Origin of the sequence: Curtobacterium sp. LFS079 (assembly GCF_047977865.1) — a bacterium.
In the GTDB taxonomy this organism is placed as follows: Bacteria; Actinomycetota; Actinomycetes; order Actinomycetales; family Micrococcaceae; genus Arthrobacter.
In genome coordinates this window covers 1-24,641 of sequence record NZ_JBFPFO010000012.1, presented here as the reverse complement: position 1 = coordinate 24,641, position 24,641 = coordinate 1, and the positions used below count along the sequence as shown (strand labels likewise).

Here is a 24,641-nt window from a genome sequence, read left to right as displayed (position 1 = left end):
CATAACTGCAAAGGAAAGGCGGCAGACAAGTGGCTGAAAGCACACGTGTACAGCAGGTGGTTCCGGCAAAGCAGGAGCGGGGCGGGGCAGCGCGTTCCGCCAGGCTTCCGCGGGACGAACGCCGCGCGCAACTGCTCAATGCCGCCCTCGAAGTGTTCGTGGCCAACGGCTTCCACGGCGCAGCCATGGACGAAATAGCCGAGACTGCCCGCGTCAGCAAACCGGTCCTTTACCAGCATTTCCCGTCCAAACGGGAGCTCTACATGGCCTTGCTGGACAGCCACCTGGCCACTCTCACTGAGCTGATGCTCGGTGCCCTGAATTCCACCACGGACAACAAGCTGCGCGTGCAGGCAGTGATGCGCGCCTACTTCCAGTTCATCGCCGCCGACGACCAGGCCCACCGGCTGGTGTTCGAATCCGACCTGATCAACGATCCCGATGTCAGCTCCCGGCTTGAGACGTTCAACCGCACCTTCGCCGACGCCGTCGCGAAAGTCATTGCCGAAGACACCAAGCTGCCGCCCATGGAAGCCCAACTGCTCGGCCGCGGACTGGCCGGAATGGCCCAGGTCAGCGCCCGGTACTGGCTGGAGACCGACGGCGGCCTTGACCTCGATGTGGCCAGCGAGCTGATCTACCGTTTAGCTTGGCGCGGAATCAGTCGCTTCCCCAAAGAGTCCTAGGCTAGAAATAGAGAACTGAGTAAACCCTTTTACCGGCTGGGAGGCCTTGCTGTGGAAGTAAAGATCGGCATTCAGAACGTTGGCCGTGAGATCGTACTGGAATCTGCGCTCGATGCCGAGGCCGTCGCGAAGATCGTCTCCGAAGCCATCTCCAAGGGCACCGACCTGCGCCTGAGCGACGAAAAGGGCCGCCAGGTCATCGTCCCGGGCAGCGTCCTGGGCTACGTGGAGATCGGCGCCGAGGAAGTGCGCCGGGTAGGCTTCGGAGCCCTCTAGACCCATTCTGCGGACCACCAGCCGGGAGTAACCATGCTTTCACTTGTCATCGTGGCCTTGGTCACCATTGCCGCGGGCTTCATTGTCTGGGCGAACGACAAACGCCACAGCAAGTACGGCATCGCGCTCCCGGCCGGAGTGGCACTTGCCGTCGGCATGCTGAGCTGGATCATCTTCATCCTGCTCGGCTTCGGTTACCAGCCCGGGCTTACCTGGATTCCCTGGGTGCTGCCCATGGTGCTGGGCACCGGGGCCGCCATCGCCGTCGTCCTCTATCTGGGACGGATCCGCACCGCACGTGACACAGCGAAGCTGACAGCCGCCCTGCGGCTCTAAGGCACAAAAAGCAGGAGGCCACCAGCCGGAAGGTTGGTGGCCTCACTGCGTTACGGGTCAGCCGGCGGCCGGGAATCGCTCCGGCTGTGCCGTGGCCCCGGCAGACGCCGCGGCTTCGCTGCAACGCCGGGCGGCCAGGACATCGCGCGCAGTGAGCCGCGCACCGGCGTCGTGGGAAGTAAAGCGGAGGAACACCCGGTTGTATCGCCAGTCCAGGTCCGGGTGGTGGTTCAGTTCCTCGGCGATCTGCCCGACGGCGGCGATCAACTCCAGCGCTACCGCGGACGTGGGTAGCTTGTAGACCGTCACGAGAGCGCCAGAGCGGTACTCCCAGTCCGGCAGGCCAGGCAGGGCCTCATCAATCCCGGCTTGGCTCAGGATGTCCTTCGCTTCGCTCATGGCACTCCTTTGCGGAACCCGTCAGAGGAACTCGGCGCGGCCTTCCATTGCCGAGGAAGCAAGTGCATGCTCGCGGCGCGGGATGCGGCCGGCCTGTTTCGCCAGCCTACCGGCCACCACCGCGTGTTTGAAGGCCTCCCCCATCTGCACAGGGTTCCGGGCCCGGGTGACCGCGGTGGCCAGCAGCACGGCATCGCAGCCGAGCTCCATGGCCAGGGCGGCGTCGGATGCCGTACCGATGCCCGCGTCAAGCACCACCGGCACGGATGCGCGGGAAACGATGAGCTCGATATTGTGCGGGTTCAGGATGCCCAGGCCGGTGCCGATCGGCGAACCGAGGGGCATCACCGCGGTGGCGCCGAGGTTCTCGAGGCGCAGGGCCAGCACGGGGTCGTCGTTCGTGTAGGCGAAAACCTTGAAGCCGCGGTTCACCAGCTGCTCGGTGGCATCGACCAGTTCGACCGCGTCCGGCAGCAGGGTGTGTTCGTCGGCGATGACTTCCAGCTTCACCCAGTCGGTTTCGAGGGCCTCCCGGGCCAGTTCGGCGGTCAGCACGGCATCCTTGGCGGTGAAACAGCCGGCAGTGTTGGGCAGCACGCGGATTCCATTGTCCAGGAGCAGCTGGAACAGGGACCCCGTTTCAGCGGGCGAATACCGCCGCATGGCCACGGTGGTCAGCTCCGTGCCCGAGGCCAGCAGGGCCGCGCCCAGCCCGTCCAGGCTCGGTGCCCCGCCGGTGCCCATGATGAGCCGGGAGCCAAACCCGACGCCGTCGATCACCAGGGGATCGTTCTGTGTCTGGATGCTTGTGGTGGACATGGTTCAGCCTCCCTGTACCGCGGTGACGATTTCGAGTTCGTCGCCCTCTGCGAGCGCCGTCGCAGCCCACTGGCTGCGCGGCACCACTTCGGCGTTGCGGGCGACGGCGACGCCGATCTTGCGTCCGTCCGTGGCCTGGCCGCTGGTGTCAAGTGCGCGGCCGGTCAGTTCCGTGACGAGGGTTGTGACCGAGGCGCCGTCGCCGATGGAACGGTGGTCCCCGTTGAGTTTGATGTTCATGCGTGGTCCTTGATGGCGGATGGTGCGGTGTGGAGCGGGTGGGAGAAACGGTCGGGGGCGAACTTGCTCCAGCGTTCGTCACTGCGGTTGTCCATGAGGCCCACGCAGATGGCAGCGGCAGCCGGGGTGAGCAGGACGCCGTGGCGGAAGAACCCGGTGGCGACGATCAGGCCGGGCACCGGGCCGCCATGCGGACCGCCAACCCGTCCCAGCAGCGGCGCGTTGTCCGGGGTCCCGGGCCGGGCGCGGGCGGTGCATTCGAGCAGTTCCAGCTCGGCGACGGCGGGCAGCAGCACCTGGGCGTCGCGGAGCAGCTGGTACACCCCGCCGGCCGACACAGCGATGGCGGAGCTGGGCCCGTCCTCGCGCTGGCTTGCCCCGATCACCACGGTGCCGTCTTCGCGCGGGACGATGTATACGGGCACGCCGCGGACCAGGCCACGGACCGTGGCCGTGAGCAGTGGCTGCAGATGCCCTGGCACCCGGAGGCGCAGGATGTCTCCGTACACCGGCCGCAGGGGCAGGGCGAGTCCGTCCGGCAGGCCTTCCAGCGCGGAGGCGGCCAGGCCGTTGGCGACCACGGTTTCCGTGGCCAGGACCCGGGTGCCGTCAGCCAGGAGCACCCCGGCCACGTCGCCGTCCTCCCACAGGAGCCCTGACGCCGCAGTGTTGAGCAGGAAACCGTCCACGAGGCCGTCGAACCCCGCCGCGTCGACCCAGCTGCGGTCTCCCGGTGAGTGCCGGGCCAGGCTTTCGAGGATGGCCGCGGCAAGCCTGCGCGGGTCCACCTGGTGGTCCCCTGGGATGTCGAAAGCGCAGGAAATCTGCGGGCTGAGCAGGGGTTCGCGTTCGCGGGCTTCACGCAGCGGCAAGGCCTGGATCTCCAGGCCGAGGCCCAGTTGGACGTCCCGCAGGTCGGCGAACGCCCGGCGGTCAGCGGCGTCCGCACCGACGGCGAGGGTCGGCGTCGTGCGGTATCCGGTACCGGCCGCATCGGAGGGCAGTCCGCGCACAAATGCGGGCCACAGCTGCGAGGAGGCAAGCATCAGCTCAAGGAGGTCTTCCTCCTGGTAGTGCAGCTCGCTCACCGGTGCCAGCATGCCTGCCGCGGCAAAGGTGGCGCCGGTCGCGGGCGCGGGGTCGATGACCACAACGGAGCGCCCCGAGCGGCGGGCTTCATGGGCGATGCCGAGGCCGATGATGCCCGCGCCGATGACCGCGACGTCGGCAGTGATGGCAGGATTCCGGGGTGCCGGGTGAAGTGTGTCCATGGGCCCTTCCCTACGCCGGCATTAACCGGATCAGGTCAAGCGGTCGGCGCTGAAGCCCTCTCAGCCGGACGGTCTCATTACGACGGTCGCGGCTCCCGCAGTACCAGCCCAGTTTAGGGGAACTACTCTGGTTTCCATGACCCAGCATGTTCTGCACACCACTGCCCGCCTCTACCTGTGCACCGATGCCCGGAAGAAGCAGGGCGATTTCGAGCAATTCGTCGACGCCGCGTTCGAAGGCGGAGTGGACATCATCCAGCTCCGCGACAAGACGATCGAAGCAGCCGAGGAGCTTGAACTCCTGGAGGTCCTGCACGCGGTGGCCCAGCGCCACGGCCGGCTCTGGGCCGTCAACGACCGGGCGGACATCGCGTCCCTTTCCGGGGCTCCCGTGTTCCATATCGGCCAGAAGGACCTGCCGCTGCGCGCGGCGAGGAAGCTGCTGCATGATCCCACCGTGATCGGCCTGTCGACCCACACGCCGGAACAGGTTGACGCCGCGATCGCCGCGTCCCCGGGCCGCAGCGGCCTGGACTACTTCTGCGTTGGCCCGGTCTGGGCGACGCCGACCAAGCCGGGCCGGGACGCCGTCGGGCTGGATCTGGTCAAGTACGCCGCGAGTGCGGTACGTGCCGCGGACGAGGAACGCGTGGGCGGGGTGCAGCTGCCGTGGTTCGCGATCGGCGGCATTGACCACAGCAATGTTGAGCAGGTGGTGCAGGCCGGTGCCGGCCGGATCGTAGTGGTGCGGGCGATCACCGAAGCAAGCGACCCGACGGCGGCCGCCAAGTCACTGCTCGCAGCCCTGCCGGACACGTGAGGGGCCTGCAGTCACAATCCGTTGAATGACGACGGCGGCCGCCGCCCCGGGTGCTTTTGGCACCTCGGGCGACGGCCGCCGTCGTTGTTTCAGCGGACGAGCTCAGGCACCGTAGCGGGCGCCTTCGGGCTTGGACTCCTGGTTCTATCCCCCACCCGCCACACTAGACGCACTGGCACCACCAGGAAACAGCCTCTGCTCCCCATTGACGCGGGACGCAATGCTAGGTCGCCCGGCGTCGTTTCCAGCCCTATTCGGATCGGTTACCCTGACTTTCGTGTCACATCACCGGATAACCCCGAATGTCAGTGAAACGTCGAACCAGCTGGCGGAGGCACTGGCTGCCCTGAGGACGGAACTCGAACTGCCCGGGGACTATCCGCATGACGCTATCGCCGAGGCAAAGGAGGCGGTGGCCCGGCACACCCTGCCTCCGCTCGACCTCGACCACATTCCCTTCGTGACCATCGATCCTGCCGGCTCCACCGACCTGGACCAGGCACTGCACATCGAACGCTCCGGGGAGGGCTACAAGGTCTTCTACGCCATTACCGACGTTCCCTCCTTCGTGTCCCCCGGCGGCGCCCTGGACGAGGAGACGCGGCACCGCGGCCAGACCTTCTACGCTCCGGACGGGCGGATCCCGCTGCACCCCGAGGTGATCAGTGAGCAGGCCGGCAGCCTGCTGGCCGGGCAGCGCTGCGGAGCGTTTGTGTGGGAGTTCGCCCTGGATGCCGCGGCGGAGGTCCAGTCCGCGCTGGTCCGGCGGGCCAGTGTCCGCAGCCGGGCGAAGCTCAACTACCACGATGTCCAGGCCGAGATCGATGCCGGCACCGCTGCGCCCGTCCTGCAGTTGCTCAAGGAGGTCGGCCTGAAGCGCGTGGAACTGGAACGCCGCCGCGGAGGCGCCAGCCTGAACATGCCGGAGCAGGAGATCGCGCCCCTGCCGATGGGCGGTTACCGCATCGTGGCCGCGCCGCCGCTGCCGGTGGAGGACTGGAACGCCCAGATTTCACTGATGACCGGCATGGCGGCCGCGGAGCTGATGCTGGACGGCAAAGTGGGAATCCTGCGCACCATGCCGTCTCCGGACGAACGCTCCCTGCTGCATTTCAAGCGCCAGACGGCGGCACTTGGCAAACCGTGGAAGGACGGCGCCGGGGGCATCAGCTACGGCGAATACCTCCGCACCCTGGACGCCACCGACCCCAAGCAGCTGGCCATCCTGCATTCGGCGGGCATGCTGTTCCGCGGCGCGGGTTACACCCCCTTCGACGGCGATGTCCCCGAGGAGGTGCTGCAGTCCGCCATCGGCGCCCCCTACGCCCACGCCACCGCCCCGTTGCGGCGCCTGATCGACCGCTTTGTCCTGGTGATCTGCGAGGCCCTGAGCAACGGCAGCGGAATTCCGGCGTGGGCCCGCGAGGCGCTGCCGGCGCTGCCGGCCATCATGGCCGCATCGGACCAACTGGCCGCCAGGCTCGAACGGCTGGCCTTGGACACCGTGGAGGCGGCGCTGCTGGTGAGCCATGTGGGCGAAGAGTTCGACGCCGTCGTCATCTCCGGTTCCAAACCAAACGGCACCAAACCGAACGGCACCAAACCGAACGGCAGCAACGGCAACGGGAACGGGAACGGGAACGGCCGCCCCTCCGGCGTCGTGCAGATTGCCGAACCCGCGGTCACCGCCCGCTGCGAGGGTGAGATGGACGCCGGGACAAAAGTCCGCGTGCGGCTGCTGGCCGCCGACATCAACACCCGGCAGATTTCCCTTGAGCTGATCGGCTGAGGAGCCGTCTTCAGCGGGCAAACCGTAGAAACCGGTACACTTGACCCGTAGTAATGGATGCCCGGTCGTTGATTCATTTCCTTTTTGACTCAACAAGCCCGCACCTACGCGATCTTGAGATTTGCCCGCTGGTCACCAGTGCCAGTATTCAGATAGCCCGCGATCGGCTTCCACTGGACCTGCTTGCGCCCGTCCGTGCTCCGGAACGGCTCCGCCGGAACCGTTGAGCATGCAGCGCAGCCCAAATGAATAAGGAAACTCCCCCGTGAGTGAATTGCACACCCATGAAGTCCTGAGTGACGGCAACGAATCGATCGAGCCCGAGGAAACCATCACCTCGGACGAAACACCCCACGAGATCGAAGAAAAATCCTTCGCCGACTTCAACGTCCGTGCCGACATCGTGGAATCGCTGGCCGACGCCGGCATCACCCACCCCTTCCCCATCCAGGCCATGACCCTTCCGGTCGCCTTGGGCGGGCATGACATCATCGGCCAGGCCAAGACCGGTACCGGCAAGACCCTCGGCTTCGGCATCCCGGCCCTGCAGCGCGTCGTCGGCCCGAGCGACGCCGGCCATGACAAGCTCGCGGTTCCCGGCGCGCCCCAGGCCCTGGTGATTGTTCCTACCCGCGAACTCGCCGTCCAGGTGGCCAACGATCTCCAGACCGCGTCCCGGAAGCGCAACGCGCGCATCGCTACGATCTACGGCGGCCGTGCTTACGAGCCGCAAATCGAAGCCTTGCAGAAGGGAGTCGAGGTGGTTGTCGGTACTCCCGGCCGCCTGATCGACCTCTACAAGCAGAAGCACCTGAGCCTCAAGAACGTTCGCATGGTGATTCTCGACGAAGCAGACGAAATGCTGGACCTCGGCTTCCTTCCCGACGTCGAGACCCTGATTGCCGGTACCCCCGCCGTCCGCCAGACCCTGCTGTTCTCGGCCACCATGCCCGGCCCGGTCATCGCGATGGCCCGCCGCTACATGACGCAGCCCACCCACATCCGCGCAGCCGACCCCAACGACGAGGGCCTCACCAAGCGCGACATCCGCCAGCTGATCTACCGCGCGCACAGCATGGACAAGACCGAGGTCGTCTCCCGCATCCTGCAGTCGAAGGGACGCGGACGGACCATCATCTTCACCAAGACGAAGCGCACGGCGGCGAAGGTGGCCGAGGAACTCGTGGACCGCGGCTTCGCGGCCGCCGCCATCCACGGCGACCTCGGGCAGGGCGCCCGTGAACAGGCCCTGCGCGCCTTCCGCAACAACAAGGTCGACGTGCTGGTGGCCACCGACGTCGCCGCCCGCGGCATCGACGTCGAAGACGTCACGCACGTCATCAACTACCAGTGCGTAGAAGACGAGAAGATCTACCTGCACCGCGTCGGCCGCACCGGCCGCGCCGGCAACAAGGGCACCGCCGTCACCTTCGTCGATTGGGACGACGTCCCCCGCTGGGCGCTCATCAACAAGGCCCTGGGCCTGAACGTTCCCGAACCGGTCGAGACGTACTCCTCCTCCCCGCACCTGTACTCGGACCTGGACATCCCCGAGGGCACCAAGGGCCGCCTGCCGCGCGACAAGCGCGTGCTGGCCGGCGTCGACGCCGAAGTCCTGGAGGATCTCGGCGAGACCGGCAAGAAGAACTCCCGTTCCGGAGGCCGTGGCGGGAAGCACGACGGCGGACGCCGCCAGGGCGGTTCCGGCAGCACCGGATCCGGCGAAGGAAAGTCCACCGGCGAGGGCGGCGGCCGCACCCGTACCCGCCGCCGTCGTACCGAAGGGGAAGCAGCACCCGCCGAAGGCGCGGCACGTTCCGCTGCCGTACAGTCCGAAGGCGGCGAGGGCGGCGGCGACAAGCCCGCCCGCACGCGCCGTACCCGGACCCGCCGCCGCAACGGCGAAGTTGTCTCCTCTGCGGCCGAGAACGCCGAGGCATAAAAGCCTCAATGACTGACACTGTTTGGGCGCCGGACGGCAGCAACCTGGTGGTGCATGCGGACAACGCCGCGTTCCTCCCCACGCTGCCGGACGGAGCCTTCACACTGATCTACGTTGATCCGCCCTTCAACACGGGCAGGGTGCAGCGCCGCCAGGAGACCCGGATGGTCCGCAATGCCGACGGTGAAGGCGACCGTTTCGGCTTCCAGGGCCGTTCCTACGACACCATCAAAGGTGCCCTGCACAGCTACGACGACGCCTTCAGCGACTACTGGTCCTTCCTTGAGCCGCGCCTGCTCGAGGCCTGGCGGCTGCTCTCCGACGACGGCACCCTGTACCTGCACCTGGATTACCGCGAGGTGCATTATGCCAAGGTGATGCTCGATGCTATCTTCGGCAGGGAGTGCTTCCTCAACGAGATCATCTGGGCCTACGACTACGGCGCCCGGGCCAAGAACCGTTGGCCCACGAAGCACGACAACATCCTCGTCTACGTAAAGAACCCGGCAAAGTACCACTTTGACAACGACGAAGTGGACCGGGAGCCCTACATGGCGCCCGGCCTGGTCACCGAGGCCAAGCGGAAGAAGGGCAAGCTACCCACCGACGTCTGGTGGCACACCATCGTTTCCCCCACCGGCAGGGAGAAGACCGGCTATCCGACGCAGAAGCCCGAAGGGCTGGTGCGCCGGATCGTCTCGGCCTCAAGCCGGCCCGGCGACTGGTGCCTGGACTTCTTCGCAGGCTCCGGCACGCTCGGCGCGGTCGCCGGGAAACTTGGCCGCAAGTTCGTCTGCGTGGACCAGAACGCCCCGGCGATCGACATCATGCGCAAGCGCCTCGACGGTAAGGCCGAGTTCGTGGAACTCCTGGGCGACGAAGCCACAGGCTGATCACGGCAAACGGTTCACGCGGCCGCGGTTCACGCGGTTATTGGCACGCCACCTGGATTCCGTGCTCCGTTTGGCGGTTATCCACGACAACGTTGGCGCACCTGTTCTGCAGCAGCGTCATGCCGTCACCGCCCAGGTAGTTCCCTTGTTGGCCTGCCGGAGTGACGTGCTCGGTCACGCCGATGAGCTTCAATGATCCAGGCGGGACGAAGATCCACACATCGGGCTCAAAGGGAAGCACCACCCAGTTTCCTTGGACATAAACGGTACCGATATCAATCTGAACCGCCGTGGCGTGGGAGGTATCCACGGGCCGGCTCGCATTCTCGCAGTGCAGGGCCTGCGCCGCGGGGGCGATGAACATCAACGCGAAGAACGCGGCGCCCACGGCAATGAATTTCCTGATCACAATGACTCCTTGGGGTGCGGAGACCAACGGTGTCCTGCCTCGGCCGGTTGGCCGCTCCCCAGCATCGGAAACACTACTCAGTCAGCAGGCCGAGTCAAGACAATTCCGCGTCCGCAGACCCGTTTCTGTTTATTGTCTGACAACGCTGCAGCCGGTGCCCAGTTCCTCGATCCGTGCCAGCACCTCAGGGCTGGTGACGTTCTCCCCCAGCAGGTTCACCTTGCCCGTGCCGTGATAGTCGGAGGAACCGGTCATGAACAGCCCGTTCTCTGCGGCGAAGCGGCGCAGGAACTCCCTGCCCTGCTCCGGGTTGTCCCGGTGCTCGACCTCCAAGCCCAGCAGGCCGGCGTCGACCATTTCGCGGTAGGTGCGTTCGCCCACCACCCGGCCGCGCGCGGATGCCACCGGGTGGGCGAACACCGGCACGCCACCTGCGGCCCGGACGAGTTCGACGGCGAGCGCCGGCTCGGGTGCGTAGTGCTGTACGAAGTAGCGCGAACGGGAGCTGAGGATGGCGGTGAAGGCCTCGGTGCGGTCGGCGACGGCGCCGGCCGCCACCAACGCATCGGCGATGTGCGGCCGGCCCACGGTCGCGCCCGGGGCCACGTGATGGATGACGTCGTCCCAGCTCAGCGGGTAGTCCTCCGCAAGCAGGCTCACCATCCGCTGCGCGCGGGTCAGCCGGGCGTCCTTCGACTTCGTAATTTCCTCCAGCAGGCCCTGGTGCGCGGGGTCGTGGAGGTAGCTCAGCAGGTGGACACTGATTCCCTCCGCAGTGCGGCAGGAAATCTCCATGCCGGGAACCAGGGCCACGCCATGTTCCAGGGCCGCCAAGGAGGCCTCCGCCCAGCCGTCCGTCGAGTCATGATCGGTCAGCGCCACCACATCCAATCCGGCCGCCGCGGCGGAGCGGATCAGCTCGCCGGGGGTCTCGGTTCCGTCCGAAACGTTGGAGTGGGTGTGCAGGTCGATCTTCACTTTCCCAGCCTAATCCCCGCGGGCTCCCAAACCTCGCTGCGCTCGGCCCGGGCCCCTCGCCCCCGTGGGCCCACCCGCGGGCTCCCAAACCTCGCTGCGCTCGGCCCGGGCCCCTCGCCCCCGTGGGCCCACCCGCGGGCTCCCAAACCTCGCGGGCCGCGTTGGCCCGCGCCTCGAAGTGATGGGAACATGGGAGCGTGAACGATGCAGAAACCACCCGGAATTCAGCTGCCCAGCCCCTGGAAGAACGCGTCAACAACCGTTCCCAGCGGCCCACCTCCGATGCCTTCAAGACCTTCATGGCCAGCAATTGGGCTCCCGCCGCGCAGGTGACCCCCGCGCGCGATGCCGTTGCAGACCATGCCGCCGCCCGCCGTCGGGCAATCTCCGACAAGTTCGCGGGCGTCCGCCTCGTCATCCCGGCCGGCCCCTTGAAGGTCCGCTCCAACGACACCGACTACCGCTTCCGCCCGCACTCGGCCTTCGCCCACCTGACCGGCCTGGGCCTGGACCACGAGCCCGACGCCGTGCTCATCCTGGAACCCGTCGAGGAAGGAACCGGCGACGACGGCGGCAACCACAGCGCAACCCTCTACTTCCGTCCGCTGGCCGGCCGGGACACCGAACAGTTCTACGCCGACGCCCGTTCCGGGGAATTCTGGATCGGCGCCCGCCCCACCCTCGCCGAATTCGAAGCTCGCCTGGGCCTGCCCACCGCGCACATCGATGAGCTCGAGGCGGCCATCACCAAGAACGTGGGCGCCCCGGAAATCGGCGGCATCGCCATCCGCTTGGTCCGCAAGGTCGACGAAAACATCGACGCCCTGGTGGACACGGCCCGCTACAACACGGCCAAGGATCCGGAAAACCTGGACCTCGCCGAGCTTGACGCCCTGGACGAACTCCTTACGGAGGCCCTCTCTGAGCTGCGCCTGCTCAAGGACGAGTGGGAAATCGAGCAGATGAAGACCGCCGTGGCGGCGACCGTTGAAGGGTTCGCCGATGTCGTCCGTGCCTTGCCCCGCGCCCTCACCCACGAGCGGGGCGAACGCGTCGTCGAAGGCGCCTTCTTCGCCCGCGCCCGCGAGGAAGGCAACGAGCTTGGCTACGACACCATCGCGGCATCCGGCAACAATGCCACCGTGCTGCACTGGACCCGCAACAACGGCAAGGTGAACGCCGGCGAGCTGCTGCTCCTGGATGCAGGCGTGGAGGCAGAGTCGCTCTACACAGCGGACGTCACCCGCACCATCCCGGCCAACGGCACGTTCTCGGATGTCCAGCGCAAGGTCTACGAGGCCGTGCTCGACGCTGCCGACGCCGGTTTCGCCGCCGCACAGCCCGGCGTGAAGTTCCGCGACATCCACGCCGCCGCCACCAAGGTCCTGGCCGAACGCCTAGCCGAGTGGGGCCTGTTGCCCGTCTCCGTGGAGGAAGCCATCAGCCCCGAGGGCCAGCAGCACCGGCGCTGGATGCCCCACGGCACCAGCCACCACCTGGGCCTGGACGTCCACGACTGCGCGCAGGCCAAGCGTGAGCTGTATCTGGACGGCATCCTCACCGAAGGCATGGTGTTCACCATCGAACCCGGCCTGTACTTCAAGAACGAGGACCTCGCCATTCCGGCGGAGTACCGCGGCATCGGCGTCCGGATCGAAGACGACATCCTCATGACGGCCGACGGCCCGGTCAACCTGAGCGCCGCCCTGCCCCGCAAGGCCGGGGACGTCGAAGCCTGGATGGCCGGCATCTACCAGGAAGCCGAGTAGCCGGACGAAGCACAACGAAGGGCGGGTCACCGGAAAGTTTTCCGGTGACCCGCCCTTCGCGCATGCACTGAGGCGGTGAATGCCCGACGGCGGCTACTGCTGCCGGTGGGTGTCCTCGCCTCCGGTGTCCTGGCCGCCGCCTTCGTGGCCGGCGCTGTCCGTCTTGCCGTCTTCATGGCCGTCTTCGTTCCGGGCCGGCACTGCGGGCCGGGCAGGTGCGGCGGGGGCTTCACCGGGTTCCACCCGGATACCGTACTGGGGCCTGCCATCCGGCAGGTCCCCATGGTGCGCGGGCGCCGGGGCTGCGGCGGGAGCCTGCGTCACGGGCTGCGCGGCGTCGCCGCTCTGCTGCATGCGCTGCCCGTAAGGGTCGTGCCAGCCCGCCGGACGCTGCGGTGCCTGGCCGGGCTGCTGGTACGGCGGGGTCTGCTGGCCCTGATGGCTGTAGGGCTGCGGCGCACCTGCGGCCTGCGCCGCATTCATCGGCAGCTGGTGGAGCAGGCGCCGGGCCTCCTGGGCCGCTTCGAAGGCCACGATGACGTCATAGTTGCTGGCAACTACCTGGCTGGTGGAGGTGAAGTCGCGCTTGCCGCGCTGCATGGCGTAGGTGACGATGCCGAACAGCATGAAGAACGCCGCACCCATCAAGACCGAGGTGATGATGGAGAATGCGCCGCCGGTCGGGGAGAAGAAGGACAGCATGACGCCAACGAACAGGCCGAACCACATGCCGCTCAAGGCACCGGACAAGGCCACCCGGGGGTAGCTCAGCCGGCCGGTGACCCGCTCCACCATCTTCAGGTCGTTTCCCACGATCGAGACAAGCTGGACGGGGAACTGCTGATCCGCCAGGTAGTCCACTGCCTTTTGGGCATCAAGATACGAGGTATAGGAGCCGACGGTGTCGCCGTGAGGGACGCTCCGGGACTCCTCCGTAGCCTTGGGTGCACCGAAAATGTTTGCCATAGCTTCATTCTGTCCCATGCACATGTGCGTCGGCTGAAATTCAGCTAAAAGAGAGCAGACTCGGTAGCCTGTAGAGGTGAGCACACAACCTTCACGCGTCTTCGTTGCGCGCCTGCTCGGCCTCGATGTTTTCGACCCGCTGGGCGATCGTCTTGGCCGCCTGCGCGATGTCGTCGTGCTCTCCCGCGGCACCCGCGGCGCACCCCACGTGGTGGGCATCGTCGTCGAGGTTCCCGGAAAGAAGCGCGTCTTCGTTCCGATGACCCGCATCACCTCGATCGACCAGACCCAGATCATCTGCACGGGCCTGGTGAACCTGCGCCGCTTCGAACAGCGCGGCGCAGAAACCCTGGTGGTGGCCGAGATGTTCGACCGCAGGGTCACCCTCGCGGACGGCAGCGGGGACGCAACCATCGAGGACATCGCCATGGACCAGCACCGTTCCAGGGACTGGTTCGTCAGCAAGCTGTTCGTCCGCCGCGGCCACTCACTTTCGCCGCTCAGCCGGCTGCGCCGCAACGAGACCATGATCATCGACTGGGCCGACGCCCGGCAGGGTGCCCGCACCGAGCCGCAGGCCGCCACCCAGTTCGTGGCCACGCACGAGGACCTCAAGCCCGCCGACTTCGCCGAAGCCCTGCAGGAAATGAGCGACAAGCGCCGCCTCGAGGTCGCCAGCGAGCTGCAGGATGAGCGCCTCGCCGACGTCCTGCAGGAACTCCCGGAGGACGACCAGGTGGAGATCCTCTCCGCGCTCGACGTCGAGCGTGCCGCCGACGTGCTGGAAGAGATGGACCCGGACGACGCCGCCGACCTCCTCGCCGAACTCCCCACCGCCCAGGCGGAGGAACTGCTCCAGCTCATGGAGCCGGACGAGGCCGAGGACGTCCGCCGCCTGCTCGAATACGATGAGGACACCGCCGGCGGGCTCATGACTCCGGTGCCGGTGATCCTGCCGCCGGAAGCCACCGTTGCCGAGGCCCTCGCCCACGTGCGCCGCGAGGAACTCTCCCCTGCCCTGGCGTCTTCGATCTTCATCGCCCGCCCGCCCCTGGAGACGCCCACGGGGCGCTTCCTCGGCGTCGTGCACATCCAGCAGCTGCTGCGCTTCCCGCCGCCGGAGCCGCTCGGCAACCTGGTGGACAAGAACCTGGAGCCGGTGTCCGACCACGCACATATCAGCGAAGTCGCCCGGACGCTGGCCACCTATGACCTTAATTCCCTTCCGGTCGTTGACGACGCCGGCCGCCTCGTGGGGGCGGTGACTGTTGATGACGTGCTGGATCACCTGTTGCCCGATGACTGGCGCGCCCATGAGGATGACGCCCCTGTGAAGAAGCTTGGAGGCCGGATTGGCTGAAAACATACCGCCCAAGCCCGGTATCCGCAGCGGCAAGCTGCCGTCCTTCGGTGGACTCGACACGCCGTTGAGCGGCCGCAAGCGGATCTTCCCCAAGTTCTCCCCCAACCCGGATGCCTTCGGCAACGCCACCGAAGGCTTCGCCCGGTTCATGGGCACGCCTCAGTTCCTCGTCTACATGACGATCTTCTGTGTGTTCTGGCTGGCCTGGAACAGCTTTGCGCCAAAGGACTGGCAATTCGACTCCCAGCAACTGGGCTTCACCCTGCTGACCCTCATGCTCTCCTTGCAGGCCTCCTATGCCGCTCCCCTGCTGCTGCTCGCCCAGAACCGGCAGGACGACCGGGACCGCGTCTCGCTGCAGCAGGACCGGCAGCGCGCCGAACGCAACCTCTCTGACACCGAATACCTGACACGCGAACTGGCTTCCCTGCGCATTACCCTGCGCGAGGTCGCCACCCGTGATTACGTCCGCGCCGAACTGCGCTCCATGCTGGAGGATCTGCTGGAGGCGCAGGAGGAGCTCCGCGCCCATGAGACGTCAGACAGTGCCGACGGCGAAAGTCCCCACGAAAAAGTCAAAGAAAAGCTGAGGGAGAAGCGGGACAAGCAACGGAATCCGCGCACCCAGCAGATCCCCAAGGTCCGTCCCCAGCACTCCACCGGGCAACTGCCTGGCAAGAACCAGCCCGAAAGCCGGCACTGAAACACATGAGCACCCCGTCACCAGAGGCACTCGACGCCGCCCTGGCAACCGTCATCGACCCCGAACTCCGCAGGCCGATCACAGAGCTCGGAATGCTGGAGTCCGTCAGCGCCGATGCCTCCGGCACCGTCCACGTGACCGTGCTGCTGACCATTGCCGGCTGCCCGCTGCGGGACACCATCACCGCCGACGCCACGGCGGCACTCTCCCGTGTCCGCGGTGTCACGGGTGTGGACGTGGAACTGAAGGTCATGGACCAGGCTCAGCGCGACGCCCTCAAGGAGCGGCTCCGCGGCCCCGGCGGGCAGCGCGGCATACCCTTCAACCAGCCAGGCTCCCTGACCAAGGTCTACGCCGTTGCAAGCGGCAAGGGCGGCGTGGGGAAGTCCTCGGTGACCGTCAACCTTGCCTGCGCCCTGGCCGGCCGCGGCCTGCGGGTGGGGATCGTGGATGCGGACGTCCATGGCTTCTCCGTGCCAGGCCTCATGGGCATCACCCAGCCGCCCACCCGCGTCGACGACATGATCCTGCCCCCTGTGGCCTTCGGGGTGAAAGTGATCTCCATCGGCATGTTCGTCGAAGGGAACAAGCCCGTGGCCTGGCGGGGACCGATGCTGCACCGGGCGCTCGAGCAGTTCCTCACCGACGTGTACTTCGGCGATCTGGACGTCCTGTTCCTGGACCTCCCGCCCGGCACCGGCGACATCGCGATCTCGGTCGCCCAGCTGCTGCCCGGCGCCGAGATCCTGGTGGTCACCACGCCGCAGGCGGCTGCCGCGGAGGTCGCAGAACGTGCGGGAACCATCGCCGCCCAGACGGGACAGAAGGTTGCCGGCGTCGTGGAAAACATGTCGTTCCTGGAAATGCCCGACGGCGGCCGGATGGAACTGTTCGGAAGCGGCGGCGGGGAACTGCTCGCCAAGCGGCTCGGCGCCGTCGTGGACAGCGACGTTCCCCTGCTGGGCCAGATCCCGCTGGACATCCGGCTCCGCGAAGGCGGGGACGCGGGACGGCCCGTGGTGTTGGCTGCCCCTGAAACGCCGGCGGCCCAGGCCCTCCAGGACATCGCTGGCAAGATCCAGACCAGGCCGCGCGGACTGGCAGGGATGCCCTTGGGAATCCAGCCCCGCTAGCGTTCGGGGGCTACTGGCTTCCTGGGCTAGCCAGGCTTCCGGGCCTAGGTGGCTTCGCTGTCGAAGGGGGCGGCTTCGCCCTCGGCGAGCCGCTCCACCACCCGGGCAGGCGGCTGCGCGGCAGGATCGGCCGCAGCGGCAACCGCCGCGGCAGGTGCGCCCGCGCTGACAGGCTTCGTGTCGTCGTCGAGCAGCGCTTCCTTGATGATTCGGCGCGGGTCGTACTGGCGGGGGTCGTACTTCTTCCAGTCGACATCGTCGATGTCGATGCCGACTTCTTCCTTGATCTGATCGCGGGCGCCCGAAGCCATGCGGCGCACTTCCTTGACCAGATTTGCCAGTTTCTGGGTGTATTCGGGTAAACGGCTGGGGCCGATCACAAGCACACCGATGATCAGCAGGAGCAGAAACTCCGGGCCATTGATTCCAAACACGTTACGAAGATTACCTTGTCCGCTGCCTCGCCCAGAAACCAGCTCAGAAACCGGCGAGGTTCGCCAGGGTGCGGAGGCCGCGCCGGACCCTCTCCTGCCAGTTGTCCCGACTTCCGGCGGCAGGATGAAGCATGGAATCACCGGCACGCACGAGCTCCGGAACGGCGTCGTCCGCCTTCTCCGCAGGGAGGTCGGAGGCATAGCTCAGCAGGGCGGCCGGAGAGCGGTAGACAGCCTCCCAGCGGCTCCCGTGGCTGATCGAGAGCCTCGCGCCGGAGTTTGTGTCGCCTTGGAGGTGCTGCTCCACCAGGGTTGCGTGATGCGTGCCGTCCGTCAGTTCCAGCTCGACGGCGGGGTACCCGTCCTGCATGGTGGCCCGGGCGGAGACCACCCGGAAACCCATGCCGGCCAGTTCCGGGCACGCCCATCCCTTGCTGCGGAGTTCGGCCAGTTGGGCGGCGCTCAATGCCACGCTGCCGTCCTTCACGCCGGCACTATTGGGGACGCTCCCCGGCACCGCAGACTCAAGGGAGAGGTTTCCGGCCAAGGTCGATCCCACCAGGCTGCGCACTTCGCGGTCCCCCGCATTGGCCCCTCCGGGCTGCATGTCCCCGCCCACCACGTACGCGGCGGCAGCGAGGGCCCCGGCACTGACCAGCAGGCCTCCGGCAGCAATCCCTGCCATCCGGAATACCGGCATGGCGCGGCGGATACCGCCGGCCGGCTGCACCCCCACGTCGCCGGACTCGGCAATCCTGCGTGTCTGTTCGATGAGGCGGGCAGTCAGCTCCTGGCTGGCTTCGGGCACGTTCGCCTTCCGCAGGCGCTCCAGATACTGGCGTTCCCGGAGTATCTCCGCCTGGCATTGCGCGCAATCCTTGAGGTGCTCCGGTGTCCGCTTGTGCCGCACGCCGCGCCCGGGCGCGGCGTGCCGCCCGTTCAGCAAACCCATGGCGACCTCAATGCAGTCCGGCGATCCGGGGCATCTTCAGCCGCGGCGCGCGGGCCTTGGCGGGTCGGGGATCGCGGTGCGCGAGCTTTTCGCGCAGCATGGTGCGGCCGCGGTGGATCCGTGACCTGACGGTGCCGAGCTTGACGCCCAGTGCCTCTGCGACCTCGTCGTAGGAAAGACCTTCCAGGTCGCACAGCACGACGGCGGCCCGGAAGTCGGGCGGCAGTTCCTCCAGGGCGCGCTGGACATCGAGGTCCAGGTTGTTCAGTTCGAAGCTCTGTTCCGGTCCCGGCTCGTGGCCGGGAAGGCGGGATTCGGCATCCTCGGCCAGTGCGTCGAACCGGATCCGGCTCTTGCGCCGTGCCTGGTCAAGGAACAGGTTCGTGGTGATCCGGTGGAGCCAGCCGTCCAGAGTGCCCGGCTTGAAGTTCTCCAGGGAACGGAACACCCGGACGAAGACCTCCTGGGTGAGGTCTTCGGCGTCGAACTTGTTTCCCGTGAGGCGGTAGGCGAGCCGGAAGACCTTGGCAGAGTGGTTTTCCACCACTTCTTCCCAGCTGGGCGCGACCCATTCAGTGGTTGTTTGCTCTGCGCCGGTTGTCTCCACAGCTGATGTACGGGATGGCGCAGCATTTGATGCCGGCATCGTCCGCTCCCCTCGCACCCTTTCTTCACCCGGTGCTCTGGTGCCGCCACCGCTCGGGTGGCCGGACAAATATCATCGCAGGATTCTCTGGGAGTTTCCTGACCGCTGGCTGCTTTCCACTCAGGGCTGATTTTCCGCCGCAGCACGCCGAATACCCCCGCGACGCTCCCCTCCGGAACCGGGCAAGCGGCCCCGCACCAAGTAGGCTTGGAAGGAAAATCACCCTTGCCCGGAAAGCGAATCCCCATGAGTGCCGACAAGTCAAGCAGCTGGTCCTACGCAGAAGACTTTCCTGCCGAGGACGAGGTGCTCCTGCGTGCCCGGGAACGTTCCTTCGAACTCGGGGTGACGGCGGTGAGCGCCGGAGTCGGCGCGATGCTGACCGTGCTGGCCGCCGCATCGAAGGCACAGACCGTGGTGGAGGTCGGTTCCGGGGCCGGAGTCTCCGGCGTCTGCCTGCTTCGCGGTCTCGGTCCGCAGGGGGTTCTGACCACGATCGACACCGACGTCGAACACCTCAAGGCGGCACGCGAGGCCTTCCTTGAGTCCGGCAGCCCGGCAAACCGCACCCGCACCATTTCGGGGCGGGCGGCGGATGTGCTGCCCCGGCTGACCGACTCGGCATACGATCTGGTGTTCATCGATGCCGACAAGGCGAACTTCCCCGTCTACGTTGAGCAGGCCGTACGGCTCCTCAAGCGGGGCGGCACCCTGGTAGTCAACGACGCCCTCGACAAGGACCGCGTTTCCAATCCCGCTGCACGGGATGCGACCACCGTGGTCCTGCGGCAGATCGGCAAGGCAGTCCGCGACGACGAACGCCTCGCCTCCGCGATGCTGCCCACGGGCGACGGCCTGCTGGTTGCCGTCAAGAAATAGCAAACATAACGCAACAAAAAAGCAGGGCTCCGGCTCCTCGCCGGGCCCTGCCCCGTAATCTACTCGGTAACGCCTACCAGGCATTCCTTGAGGTTCGCCGCTTCCGCTGCGTTGAGCTCGACAACAAGCCGTCCTCCGCCTTCGAGCGGCACACGCATGATCAGGCTGCGTCCCTCTTTGGTTACTTCCATAGGGCCGTCGCCTGTACGTGGTTTCATAGCCGCCATTAGGAAAATCCCCTCCAGTTGTCCCAAATCTGCCAGCCCGGCCGGACTGGCTCCGCGCGGCAAGTGCAGCTTCGGCAGCCACGGCCTCGCGGCCGTCGTCGCCGGGTGCCCGGAGGCACTCCCTGACCTTGCTTGTGTCCATTATCCCGTAATTACCCGCGCGTAGCTAATCGATTGGATTTACTGGCCGCGCCGCGGGCACCGGGCAGAGCCCCGGATCGGCGCGGATCCTACGGCGGATAGTCGCCGCCGCCGGGCAGTTGCGCCCAGGCCCAAAGCCACACGATCCAGACAATCTGGAGCAGCACGAACATCACGACCACCGTGCCCCTGTAAGCACGGGAGCGCGAGAGGAGGGCGGCGGCAAGTGCCAGCGGAAACAATGGCAGCAACATCCGGAAGGTGCTGGTCTGCGGGTGCAGGAACACCAGCAGGTAGCCCATGTAGCAGGCACACCAGAGCCGCAGTTCGGTGCCGAGCGCCCGCACCGGGGGGCTTGTCAGCAGGAGGGCGAAGAGCCCCGCGAAAACGAACGGCGCAAGGATGCCGAGCACCGCCCCGAACAGCATCTGCCCGGTATCGAACCAGGGTTTGAAGGGCACCAGGTCATCGCCGCGCCATGCGGTCTCCGTCCGGGTATAAGCCCGGATGTCACCGGTGCGCACCCATGCCAGGACCGGCCAGGCAAGCGCCGCAGCGGCGCTCACGACGGCGAGCCCGGCGAGCGCCGCCAGCTCGCCGGTGCCCGGAACCCGTGCCGGCTCCGGTTTCCCGCGCGGACGCAGGAACTTCAGCCGGCACTGGTGCAGCAGGTAGAGGCCCGCCATCGCCGCGAAAGGCACACCCGTGGGCCGCGAAAGGCACATGAGCACCACCACGGGCATGGCGGCCAGGTATCTGCGCCGCACCACCAACAGGAGCGCAGCAGCAAGCAACAGCACGTTCAGCGGTTCGGCATAGGGCACCTGCAGGATTGCCGAAACGGGAAACGCCGAGAAGAAAGCCACGCCCCACAGTGCTGTGCCGCGATCCGCGAATTCCCGGAACAGCAGGAACACCACGAGCGCCGCACCGAGCCCGGCCAGCATCGCAACGATCGTGAGGGCCGGCAGGATCCCGAGGCCAGTGAGCATCGACAACCCACGGCCCAAAGCAGGGAACAAGGCGTAAAAGGCCCAGGTGTTCTCCGCCACCGAGCCGTCAGCGTTGAGCGGCAGCACCGACGGGTAGCCGTCCCGGGCTGCCTGCGCGTACCAATGGCCGTCCCAGATACTGATGAAGTCCCAGTACCCCGGCGACGGCGCATACCAGGGGTTGACTCCCTGGTGCAGCGCAGCCGCCATGAAGATGCAGGCGCTGACGATCCTGGCGGCGATGTAGATGAAGGAAACCTGGAGCCACCACGGCCACGCGGCCGCCCGGCCCGCCAGGCCGCTTCCCGGCAGTACCGTCCGGAAGGAACGGCTCACGCTTCGGCGTCCCCGTCGCGGGAACCTGCCGCCTCGAGGGCCCGTCGGAGCTCGGTGATTTGGGCGTCCCTGGCGGCCAGTTGCCCGCGCAGGTCATCGAGCACCTGGTCCACCTGGTCCATGCGGTAGCCCCGCAGCGCGAGGGCGAAACGCACGGCGTCGACGTCGGACGGGCTCGCGTTCTCCGGCAGGAGAACCGGCGGGAGGTTGGGTACGGTTTCATCCAGCCCGACGGCGGACCGGGCGCCGCCGCGGGCCGTGCCGGTGGCCAGGAAGGCAGCCGCCCCCACGACCACCACTGCCAGGAAAACCAGGAAGAAGCTCACAACCCCATCGTGCCAGACCTTGGCCCGGCTTACTCCGGCCGCTGGTCGCCGTTGCTCGACGGCGGACGTGGAACCCCGTGCAGCACGCGGTGGACGGCGTCGGCAGGATCGTCCACCAACTGGATCAGGTCAAGGTCCTTTTCGGACACCATGCCCTCCTTCACCAGCGTTTCCCGGATCCATTCGATCATCGGGCTCCAGAAATCCACGCCCAGCAGGACGATCGGGAACGATGTGACCTTGCGGGTCTGCACCAGGACCATTGCTTCGAACAGCTCGTCGAGGGTCCCCAAGCCGCCGGGCAGGACGATGAAGCCCTGGGCGTACTTCACGAACATGGTCTTGCGGGCGAAAAAGTAACGGAAGTTGATTCCCAGGTCCACCCAGCGGTTCAGTCCCTGCTCAAACGGCAACTCAATGCCCAGGCCGACCGAGACACCATTGCCTTCGACCGCACCCTTGTTGGCCGCTTCCATGGAACCCGGACCTCCGCCGGTGATCACGGCGACCCCGGCCTCCGCCAGGTGGCGGCCGACCTGCACGCCCATTTCATAGAAGGAACTGCCGGGCTTGGTGCGGGCCGAACCGAAGACGCTGACGGCCGGTCCGAGTTCGGCAAGAGCCCCGAATCCTTCAACGAACTCGCTCTGGATCCTCAGGACACGCCAGGGATCCGTGTGGATGAACTGGTCGGGTCCGCGGGTGTCCAGCAGCCGCTGGTCCGACATCGGCGCCGCGGCCTGTTTCCGGCGGAGCTCCAGGGGCCCCTTGTGTTTCGCAGGCGCTTCCGCGATGAGGGCCGGTGCGGGCACTACAGCGCCCTGCTTGCCATTCGCGTCCGGGGCCGGAGGCGGTGTCTGTCCTGAAGGCTGGCTCGTGCTCATTGACCAAGGCTATTACTTCTTGCGGCCCGGCAAGTTCCGGTCGGATGGGGTGTTGCGGCACGCCCGGCGCACAGGTATCTGTTCAGTCACGATCTGCGGAAAGTTCCTGTGAGCTGGATCAACTTTGGGTATTTCTTCGCTAGATTCGAGCTATGACTACTCAAGCGTCCGGCGATGCGCTCGTCTCCCTGAACGGCGTCAATAAGCACTACGGCCAGCTGCACGTCCTCAAAGACATCAACCTCCAAGTCCGCAAGGGCGAAGTGGTGGTGGTCATCGGACCGTCGGGTTCGGGCAAGTCCACCCTGTGCCGCGCCATCAACCGCCTGGAAACCATCGATGCCGGCGACATCTCGATCGACGGAAAGCACCTCCCCGAGGAAGGCAAGCAGCTGGCAAACCTGCGCGCCGACGTCGGGATGGTCTTCCAGTCCTTCAACCTCTTCGCGCACAAAACGATCCTGGAAAACGTCACGCTCGGCCCTATCAAGGTCAAGGGCGCCAGCAAGGTTGAGGCAGAAAGGGAAGCCATGAAGCTGCTCGAACGCGTCGGCGTCGGGCATCAGGCGCCCAAGCTGCCTGCCCAGCTCTCCGGCGGCCAGCAGCAGCGCGTGGCGATCGCGCGCGCCCTGGCCATGAAGCCGAAGGTCATGCTCTTCGACGAACCCACCTCGGCACTGGACCCCGAAATGATCAACGAGGTCCTGGACGTCATGGTCCAGCTCGCCAAGGAAGGCATGACCATGATCGTGGTCACCCACGAGATGGGCTTCGCCCGCAAGGCGGCAGACCGTGTGATCTTCATGGCGGACGGCCAGATCGTCGAGGATGCCACGCCCGAGGAATTCTTCACCAACCCGCAGAGCAACAGGGCCAAGGACTTCCTCTCAAAGCTGCTGACCCACTAGTCCGAAAAAGAACACTGGTCCGTTCCACATTCGCACCATGGCCGCATCCCCGGCCGCCCAATGAAAGGAATGTCATGAAGTCTCTCATCACCCGGAGGAAATCCCTCCTGGTCGCTGCCGGTGCAGCGCTCGCCCTGACCGTGAGCGCCTGCGGCGGCGGAACCGGCGGCGGAACTGGCGGCCCTGCTCCCGAGGCCTCGGCACCCTACAAGGTTGCCGACAACGTCTCCCTGACGGGCAGCCCCACTTTCGACAAGATCAAGGCGGCAGGCAAGATCCGGATCGGCGTCAAACAGGACCAGCCCGGTTTGGGCTTCAAGGACGCAGCCACGGGCGAATACAGCGGCTTCGACATCGAAATCGCCAAGTGGGTTGCCGCTTCCCTCGGTTTCGCGAAGGACAAGATCGAGTTCAAGCCGATCCCCTCCGCGAACCGTGAGTCGGCCATCACCAACGGCGACATCGATTACTACGTGGGCACATACTCCATCACGGACAAGCGCAAGAAGCAGATTGATTTTGCGGGCCCCTACTTCATCACCGGCCAGGGCCTCCTGGTGAAGAAGGACAACACCGCCATCAAGAGCGAGAAGGATCTGGACGGCAAGAAGGTCTGCTCCGCCACCGGCTCCACGCCGATCCAGAACATCAAGGCGAACTTCCCCAAGGCCATTCCCCAGGAATTCGAGACCTACTCGCAGTGTGTCGACTCCCTCAAGAACGGCACGGTTGACGCCGTCACCACCGACCAGGCCATCCTGATCGGCTACGCCGCCCAGGATCCCGACAACCTGAAGGTGGTCGGTGAACCGTTCACCACCGAAAAGTACGGTGTCGGCCTGACGAAGGGCGACAAGGCGCTGCGCACCTTCATCAACGACATGTTCACGAACGGCAAGGACACCTGGAAGAAGATCTACGACTCCACCCTCGGTACCTCCGGCACCAAGGTTGAACAGCCGGCCGTAGACAACTACTAGAATCCGACGGCGGTGGGGGGGGGGGGGGGGGGGGCCCCCCCCCCCCCCCCCCCCCGCACACCGGGGGAGGGGTGTGGGACGGGGGGGCCCCAACCAGAGCGTGGTGGGGACGGGGGGGAGAAAACAACACAGCGGCGAAAATTT

Annotated in this window: 28 protein-coding genes and 1 riboswitch; of the genes, 14 read left to right on the top strand and 14 right to left on the bottom strand. The window is 66.6% G+C overall.

From position 1 onward, the window contains the following. Nucleotides 1–29: 29 nt before the first annotated feature. Genes ACNQPB_RS16630 through ACNQPB_RS16620 form a run of 3 tightly spaced genes read left to right on the top strand, consistent with a single transcriptional unit; the run spans nucleotide 30 to nucleotide 1,298 of the window. Nucleotides 30–686 (top strand): TetR/AcrR family transcriptional regulator, encoded by a 657-nt coding sequence (locus ACNQPB_RS16630; protein WP_498753531.1) that lies wholly within the window; start codon nucleotides 30–32, stop codon nucleotides 684–686. Nucleotides 687–737: 51 nt separating this feature from the next. Continuing rightward, a complete protein-coding gene (locus tag ACNQPB_RS16625; RefSeq protein ID WP_498753530.1) occupies nucleotides 738–962 on the top strand; it encodes a DUF3107 domain-containing protein in 225 nt (74 codons plus the stop codon). Between the two features lie 33 nt (nucleotides 963–995). After that, complete coding sequence (locus ACNQPB_RS16620) at nucleotides 996–1,298, top strand: hypothetical protein (RefSeq protein WP_498753529.1); 303 nt, start codon at nucleotides 996–998, stop codon at nucleotides 1,296–1,298. Nucleotides 1,299–1,355: 57 nt separating this feature from the next. On the opposite strand, the gene ACNQPB_RS16615 is transcribed toward ACNQPB_RS16620, so the two are convergent. The 4 genes from ACNQPB_RS16615 to ACNQPB_RS16600 form a co-directional block, all read right to left on the bottom strand. Further along, nucleotides 1,356–1,697, bottom strand: a complete 342-nt coding sequence (locus ACNQPB_RS16615) for a 4a-hydroxytetrahydrobiopterin dehydratase (protein ID WP_498753528.1) — start codon at nucleotides 1,695–1,697, stop codon at nucleotides 1,356–1,358. Nucleotides 1,698–1,718: 21 nt separating this feature from the next. Continuing rightward, nucleotides 1,719–2,516 (bottom strand): thiazole synthase, encoded by a 798-nt coding sequence (locus tag ACNQPB_RS16610; RefSeq protein WP_498753527.1) that lies wholly within the window; start codon nucleotides 2,514–2,516, stop codon nucleotides 1,719–1,721. 3 nt (nucleotides 2,517–2,519) lie between these two features. After that, a complete protein-coding gene (thiS, locus tag ACNQPB_RS16605) occupies nucleotides 2,520–2,756 on the bottom strand; it encodes a sulfur carrier protein ThiS (RefSeq protein WP_498753526.1) in 237 nt (78 codons plus the stop codon). Beyond that, nucleotides 2,753–4,027 (bottom strand): FAD-dependent oxidoreductase, encoded by a 1,275-nt coding sequence (locus tag ACNQPB_RS16600; RefSeq protein WP_498753525.1) that lies wholly within the window; start codon nucleotides 4,025–4,027, stop codon nucleotides 2,753–2,755. The genes thiS and ACNQPB_RS16600 overlap by 4 nt, the downstream gene beginning before the upstream one ends. Beyond that, nucleotides 4,018–4,136: riboswitch (TPP riboswitch) on the bottom strand. Its footprint overlaps the gene before it by 10 nt. 27 nt (nucleotides 4,137–4,163) lie before the next feature. Between ACNQPB_RS16600 and thiE the strand changes: the two genes are divergently transcribed. From thiE to ACNQPB_RS16580, 4 genes are all read left to right on the top strand, one after another. After that, nucleotides 4,164–4,847: a thiamine phosphate synthase gene (gene thiE / locus ACNQPB_RS16595; protein WP_498753524.1), complete on the top strand. Its 684-nt coding sequence runs from the start codon at nucleotides 4,164–4,166 to the stop codon at nucleotides 4,845–4,847. A gap of 277 nt (nucleotides 4,848–5,124) precedes the next feature. Continuing rightward, entirely contained in the window at nucleotides 5,125–6,636 is a 1,512-nt protein-coding gene (locus ACNQPB_RS16590) for an RNB domain-containing ribonuclease (protein ID WP_498753523.1), read from the top strand. Nucleotides 6,637–6,901: 265 nt separating this feature from the next. Then, entirely contained in the window at nucleotides 6,902–8,578 is a 1,677-nt protein-coding gene (locus ACNQPB_RS16585; protein ID WP_498753522.1) for a DEAD/DEAH box helicase, read from the top strand. Between the two features lie 8 nt (nucleotides 8,579–8,586). Further along, nucleotides 8,587–9,471 carry a DNA-methyltransferase gene (locus ACNQPB_RS16580; protein WP_498753521.1) on the top strand — a complete coding sequence of 295 codons (885 nt, stop codon included), beginning with the start codon at nucleotides 8,587–8,589 and terminating at the stop codon, nucleotides 9,469–9,471. A gap of 37 nt (nucleotides 9,472–9,508) precedes the next feature. On the opposite strand, the gene ACNQPB_RS16575 is transcribed toward ACNQPB_RS16580, so the two are convergent. After that, the gene (locus tag ACNQPB_RS16575) at nucleotides 9,509–9,880 is read right to left on the bottom strand and encodes a hypothetical protein (RefSeq protein ID WP_498753520.1); all 372 of its coding nucleotides are present in this window, start codon (nucleotides 9,878–9,880) and stop codon (nucleotides 9,509–9,511) included. Between the two features lie 129 nt (nucleotides 9,881–10,009). Then, the gene (locus ACNQPB_RS16570) at nucleotides 10,010–10,858 is read right to left on the bottom strand and encodes a PHP domain-containing protein (RefSeq protein WP_498753519.1); all 849 of its coding nucleotides are present in this window, start codon (nucleotides 10,856–10,858) and stop codon (nucleotides 10,010–10,012) included. 197 nt (nucleotides 10,859–11,055) lie between these two features. Here ACNQPB_RS16570 and ACNQPB_RS16565 point away from each other — a divergent pair, with 197 nt between their 5' ends. Beyond that, nucleotides 11,056–12,627, top strand: a complete 1,572-nt coding sequence (locus tag ACNQPB_RS16565; protein ID WP_498753518.1) for an aminopeptidase P family protein — start codon at nucleotides 11,056–11,058, stop codon at nucleotides 12,625–12,627. Between the two features lie 93 nt (nucleotides 12,628–12,720). Here ACNQPB_RS16565 and ACNQPB_RS16560 read toward each other — a convergent pair whose 3' ends face one another. Beyond that, nucleotides 12,721–13,593 (bottom strand): YflT domain-containing protein, encoded by an 873-nt coding sequence (locus ACNQPB_RS16560; protein ID WP_498753517.1) that lies wholly within the window; start codon nucleotides 13,591–13,593, stop codon nucleotides 12,721–12,723. 76 nt (nucleotides 13,594–13,669) lie between these two features. Here ACNQPB_RS16560 and ACNQPB_RS16555 point away from each other — a divergent pair, with 76 nt between their 5' ends. From ACNQPB_RS16555 to ACNQPB_RS16545, 3 genes are read left to right on the top strand one after another with little or no spacing between them, the layout of a single operon-like run. Then, entirely contained in the window at nucleotides 13,670–14,953 is a 1,284-nt protein-coding gene (locus tag ACNQPB_RS16555; protein WP_498753516.1) for a magnesium transporter MgtE N-terminal domain-containing protein, read from the top strand. Continuing rightward, the gene (locus tag ACNQPB_RS16550) at nucleotides 14,934–15,659 is read left to right on the top strand and encodes a DUF1003 domain-containing protein (protein ID WP_498753515.1); all 726 of its coding nucleotides are present in this window, start codon (nucleotides 14,934–14,936) and stop codon (nucleotides 15,657–15,659) included. The genes ACNQPB_RS16555 and ACNQPB_RS16550 overlap by 20 nt, the downstream gene beginning before the upstream one ends. A gap of 5 nt (nucleotides 15,660–15,664) precedes the next feature. Next, nucleotides 15,665–16,792 (top strand): Mrp/NBP35 family ATP-binding protein, encoded by a 1,128-nt coding sequence (locus ACNQPB_RS16545; protein ID WP_498753514.1) that lies wholly within the window; start codon nucleotides 15,665–15,667, stop codon nucleotides 16,790–16,792. Nucleotides 16,793–16,836: 44 nt separating this feature from the next. Here the strand turns inward: ACNQPB_RS16545 and ACNQPB_RS16540 are convergent, their stop codons facing one another. The 3 genes from ACNQPB_RS16540 to sigE are packed head-to-tail and all read right to left on the bottom strand — an operon-like array spanning nucleotide 16,837 to nucleotide 18,824. After that, nucleotides 16,837–17,226: a twin-arginine translocase TatA/TatE family subunit gene (locus ACNQPB_RS16540; protein WP_498753513.1), complete on the bottom strand. Its 390-nt coding sequence runs from the start codon at nucleotides 17,224–17,226 to the stop codon at nucleotides 16,837–16,839. A gap of 43 nt (nucleotides 17,227–17,269) precedes the next feature. Then, nucleotides 17,270–18,178 carry a hypothetical protein gene (locus tag ACNQPB_RS16535; RefSeq protein ID WP_498753512.1) on the bottom strand — a complete coding sequence of 303 codons (909 nt, stop codon included), beginning with the start codon at nucleotides 18,176–18,178 and terminating at the stop codon, nucleotides 17,270–17,272. A gap of 7 nt (nucleotides 18,179–18,185) precedes the next feature. Then, the gene (gene sigE, locus ACNQPB_RS16530; protein ID WP_498753511.1) at nucleotides 18,186–18,824 is read right to left on the bottom strand and encodes an RNA polymerase sigma factor SigE; all 639 of its coding nucleotides are present in this window, start codon (nucleotides 18,822–18,824) and stop codon (nucleotides 18,186–18,188) included. 246 nt (nucleotides 18,825–19,070) lie between these two features. Between sigE and ACNQPB_RS16525 the strand changes: the two genes are divergently transcribed. Continuing rightward, complete coding sequence (locus tag ACNQPB_RS16525) at nucleotides 19,071–19,703, top strand: O-methyltransferase (RefSeq protein WP_498753510.1); 633 nt, start codon at nucleotides 19,071–19,073, stop codon at nucleotides 19,701–19,703. 59 nt (nucleotides 19,704–19,762) lie between these two features. Here ACNQPB_RS16525 and ACNQPB_RS16520 read toward each other — a convergent pair whose 3' ends face one another. The 4 genes from ACNQPB_RS16520 to ACNQPB_RS16505 all read right to left on the bottom strand — a co-directional run bounded on the left by ACNQPB_RS16520 (nucleotide 19,763) and on the right by ACNQPB_RS16505 (nucleotide 22,609). Then, nucleotides 19,763–19,930 (bottom strand): DUF3117 domain-containing protein, encoded by a 168-nt coding sequence (locus tag ACNQPB_RS16520; RefSeq protein ID WP_009357720.1) that lies wholly within the window; start codon nucleotides 19,928–19,930, stop codon nucleotides 19,763–19,765. Nucleotides 19,931–20,160: 230 nt separating this feature from the next. Further along, complete coding sequence (locus ACNQPB_RS16515) at nucleotides 20,161–21,399, bottom strand: hypothetical protein (RefSeq protein ID WP_498753509.1); 1,239 nt, start codon at nucleotides 21,397–21,399, stop codon at nucleotides 20,161–20,163. After that, nucleotides 21,396–21,725 (bottom strand): DivIVA domain-containing protein, encoded by a 330-nt coding sequence (locus tag ACNQPB_RS16510; RefSeq protein WP_498753508.1) that lies wholly within the window; start codon nucleotides 21,723–21,725, stop codon nucleotides 21,396–21,398. Before ACNQPB_RS16510 ends, ACNQPB_RS16515 begins: the two co-directional genes overlap by 4 nt. Nucleotides 21,726–21,754: 29 nt before the next feature. Further along, the gene (locus tag ACNQPB_RS16505; protein WP_498753507.1) at nucleotides 21,755–22,609 is read right to left on the bottom strand and encodes an LOG family protein; all 855 of its coding nucleotides are present in this window, start codon (nucleotides 22,607–22,609) and stop codon (nucleotides 21,755–21,757) included. A 152-nt stretch (nucleotides 22,610–22,761) separates the two neighbouring features. Here ACNQPB_RS16505 and ACNQPB_RS16500 point away from each other — a divergent pair, with 152 nt between their 5' ends. Further along, nucleotides 22,762–23,517: an amino acid ABC transporter ATP-binding protein gene (locus tag ACNQPB_RS16500; RefSeq protein WP_498753506.1), complete on the top strand. Its 756-nt coding sequence runs from the start codon at nucleotides 22,762–22,764 to the stop codon at nucleotides 23,515–23,517. A 74-nt stretch (nucleotides 23,518–23,591) separates the two neighbouring features. Further along, nucleotides 23,592–24,497: a glutamate ABC transporter substrate-binding protein gene (locus tag ACNQPB_RS16495; RefSeq protein WP_498753505.1), complete on the top strand. Its 906-nt coding sequence runs from the start codon at nucleotides 23,592–23,594 to the stop codon at nucleotides 24,495–24,497. The last annotated feature ends 144 nt before the right edge of the window (nucleotides 24,498–24,641 follow it).

Bases quoted from the DNA above. Each gene is read 5' to 3' on its own strand.
- ACNQPB_RS16620 (WP_498753529.1), top strand. From the start codon at position 996: ATGCTTTCACTTGTCATCGTGGCCTTGGTCACCATTGCCGCGGGCTTC.
- ACNQPB_RS16560 (WP_498753517.1), bottom strand. From the start codon at position 13,593: ATGGCAAACATTTTCGGTGCACCCAAGGCTACGGAGGAGTCCCGGAGC.
- ACNQPB_RS16535 (WP_498753512.1), bottom strand. From the start codon at position 18,178: ATGGGTTTGCTGAACGGGCGGCACGCCGCGCCCGGGCGCGGCGTGCGG.
- ACNQPB_RS16615 (WP_498753528.1), bottom strand. From the start codon at position 1,697: ATGAGCGAAGCGAAGGACATCCTGAGCCAAGCCGGGATTGATGAGGCC.
- ACNQPB_RS16610 (WP_498753527.1), bottom strand. From the start codon at position 2,516: ATGTCCACCACAAGCATCCAGACACAGAACGATCCCCTGGTGATCGAC.
- ACNQPB_RS16525 (WP_498753510.1), top strand. From the start codon at position 19,071: ATGAGTGCCGACAAGTCAAGCAGCTGGTCCTACGCAGAAGACTTTCCT.
- ACNQPB_RS16500 (WP_498753506.1), top strand. From the start codon at position 22,762: ATGACTACTCAAGCGTCCGGCGATGCGCTCGTCTCCCTGAACGGCGTC.
- ACNQPB_RS16600 (WP_498753525.1), bottom strand. From the start codon at position 4,027: ATGGACACACTTCACCCGGCACCCCGGAATCCTGCCATCACTGCCGAC.
- ACNQPB_RS16545 (WP_498753514.1), top strand. From the start codon at position 15,665: ATGAGCACCCCGTCACCAGAGGCACTCGACGCCGCCCTGGCAACCGTC.
- ACNQPB_RS16495 (WP_498753505.1), top strand. From the start codon at position 23,592: ATGAAGTCTCTCATCACCCGGAGGAAATCCCTCCTGGTCGCTGCCGGT.
- sigE (WP_498753511.1), bottom strand. From the start codon at position 18,824: ATGCCGGCATCAAATGCTGCGCCATCCCGTACATCAGCTGTGGAGACA.
- thiE (WP_498753524.1), top strand. From the start codon at position 4,164: ATGACCCAGCATGTTCTGCACACCACTGCCCGCCTCTACCTGTGCACC.
- ACNQPB_RS16520 (WP_009357720.1), bottom strand. From the start codon at position 19,930: ATGGCGGCTATGAAACCACGTACAGGCGACGGCCCTATGGAAGTAACC.
- ACNQPB_RS16505 (WP_498753507.1), bottom strand. From the start codon at position 22,609: ATGAGCACGAGCCAGCCTTCAGGACAGACACCGCCTCCGGCCCCGGAC.
- thiS (WP_498753526.1), bottom strand. From the start codon at position 2,756: ATGAACATCAAACTCAACGGGGACCACCGTTCCATCGGCGACGGCGCC.
- ACNQPB_RS16580 (WP_498753521.1), top strand. From the start codon at position 8,587: ATGACTGACACTGTTTGGGCGCCGGACGGCAGCAACCTGGTGGTGCAT.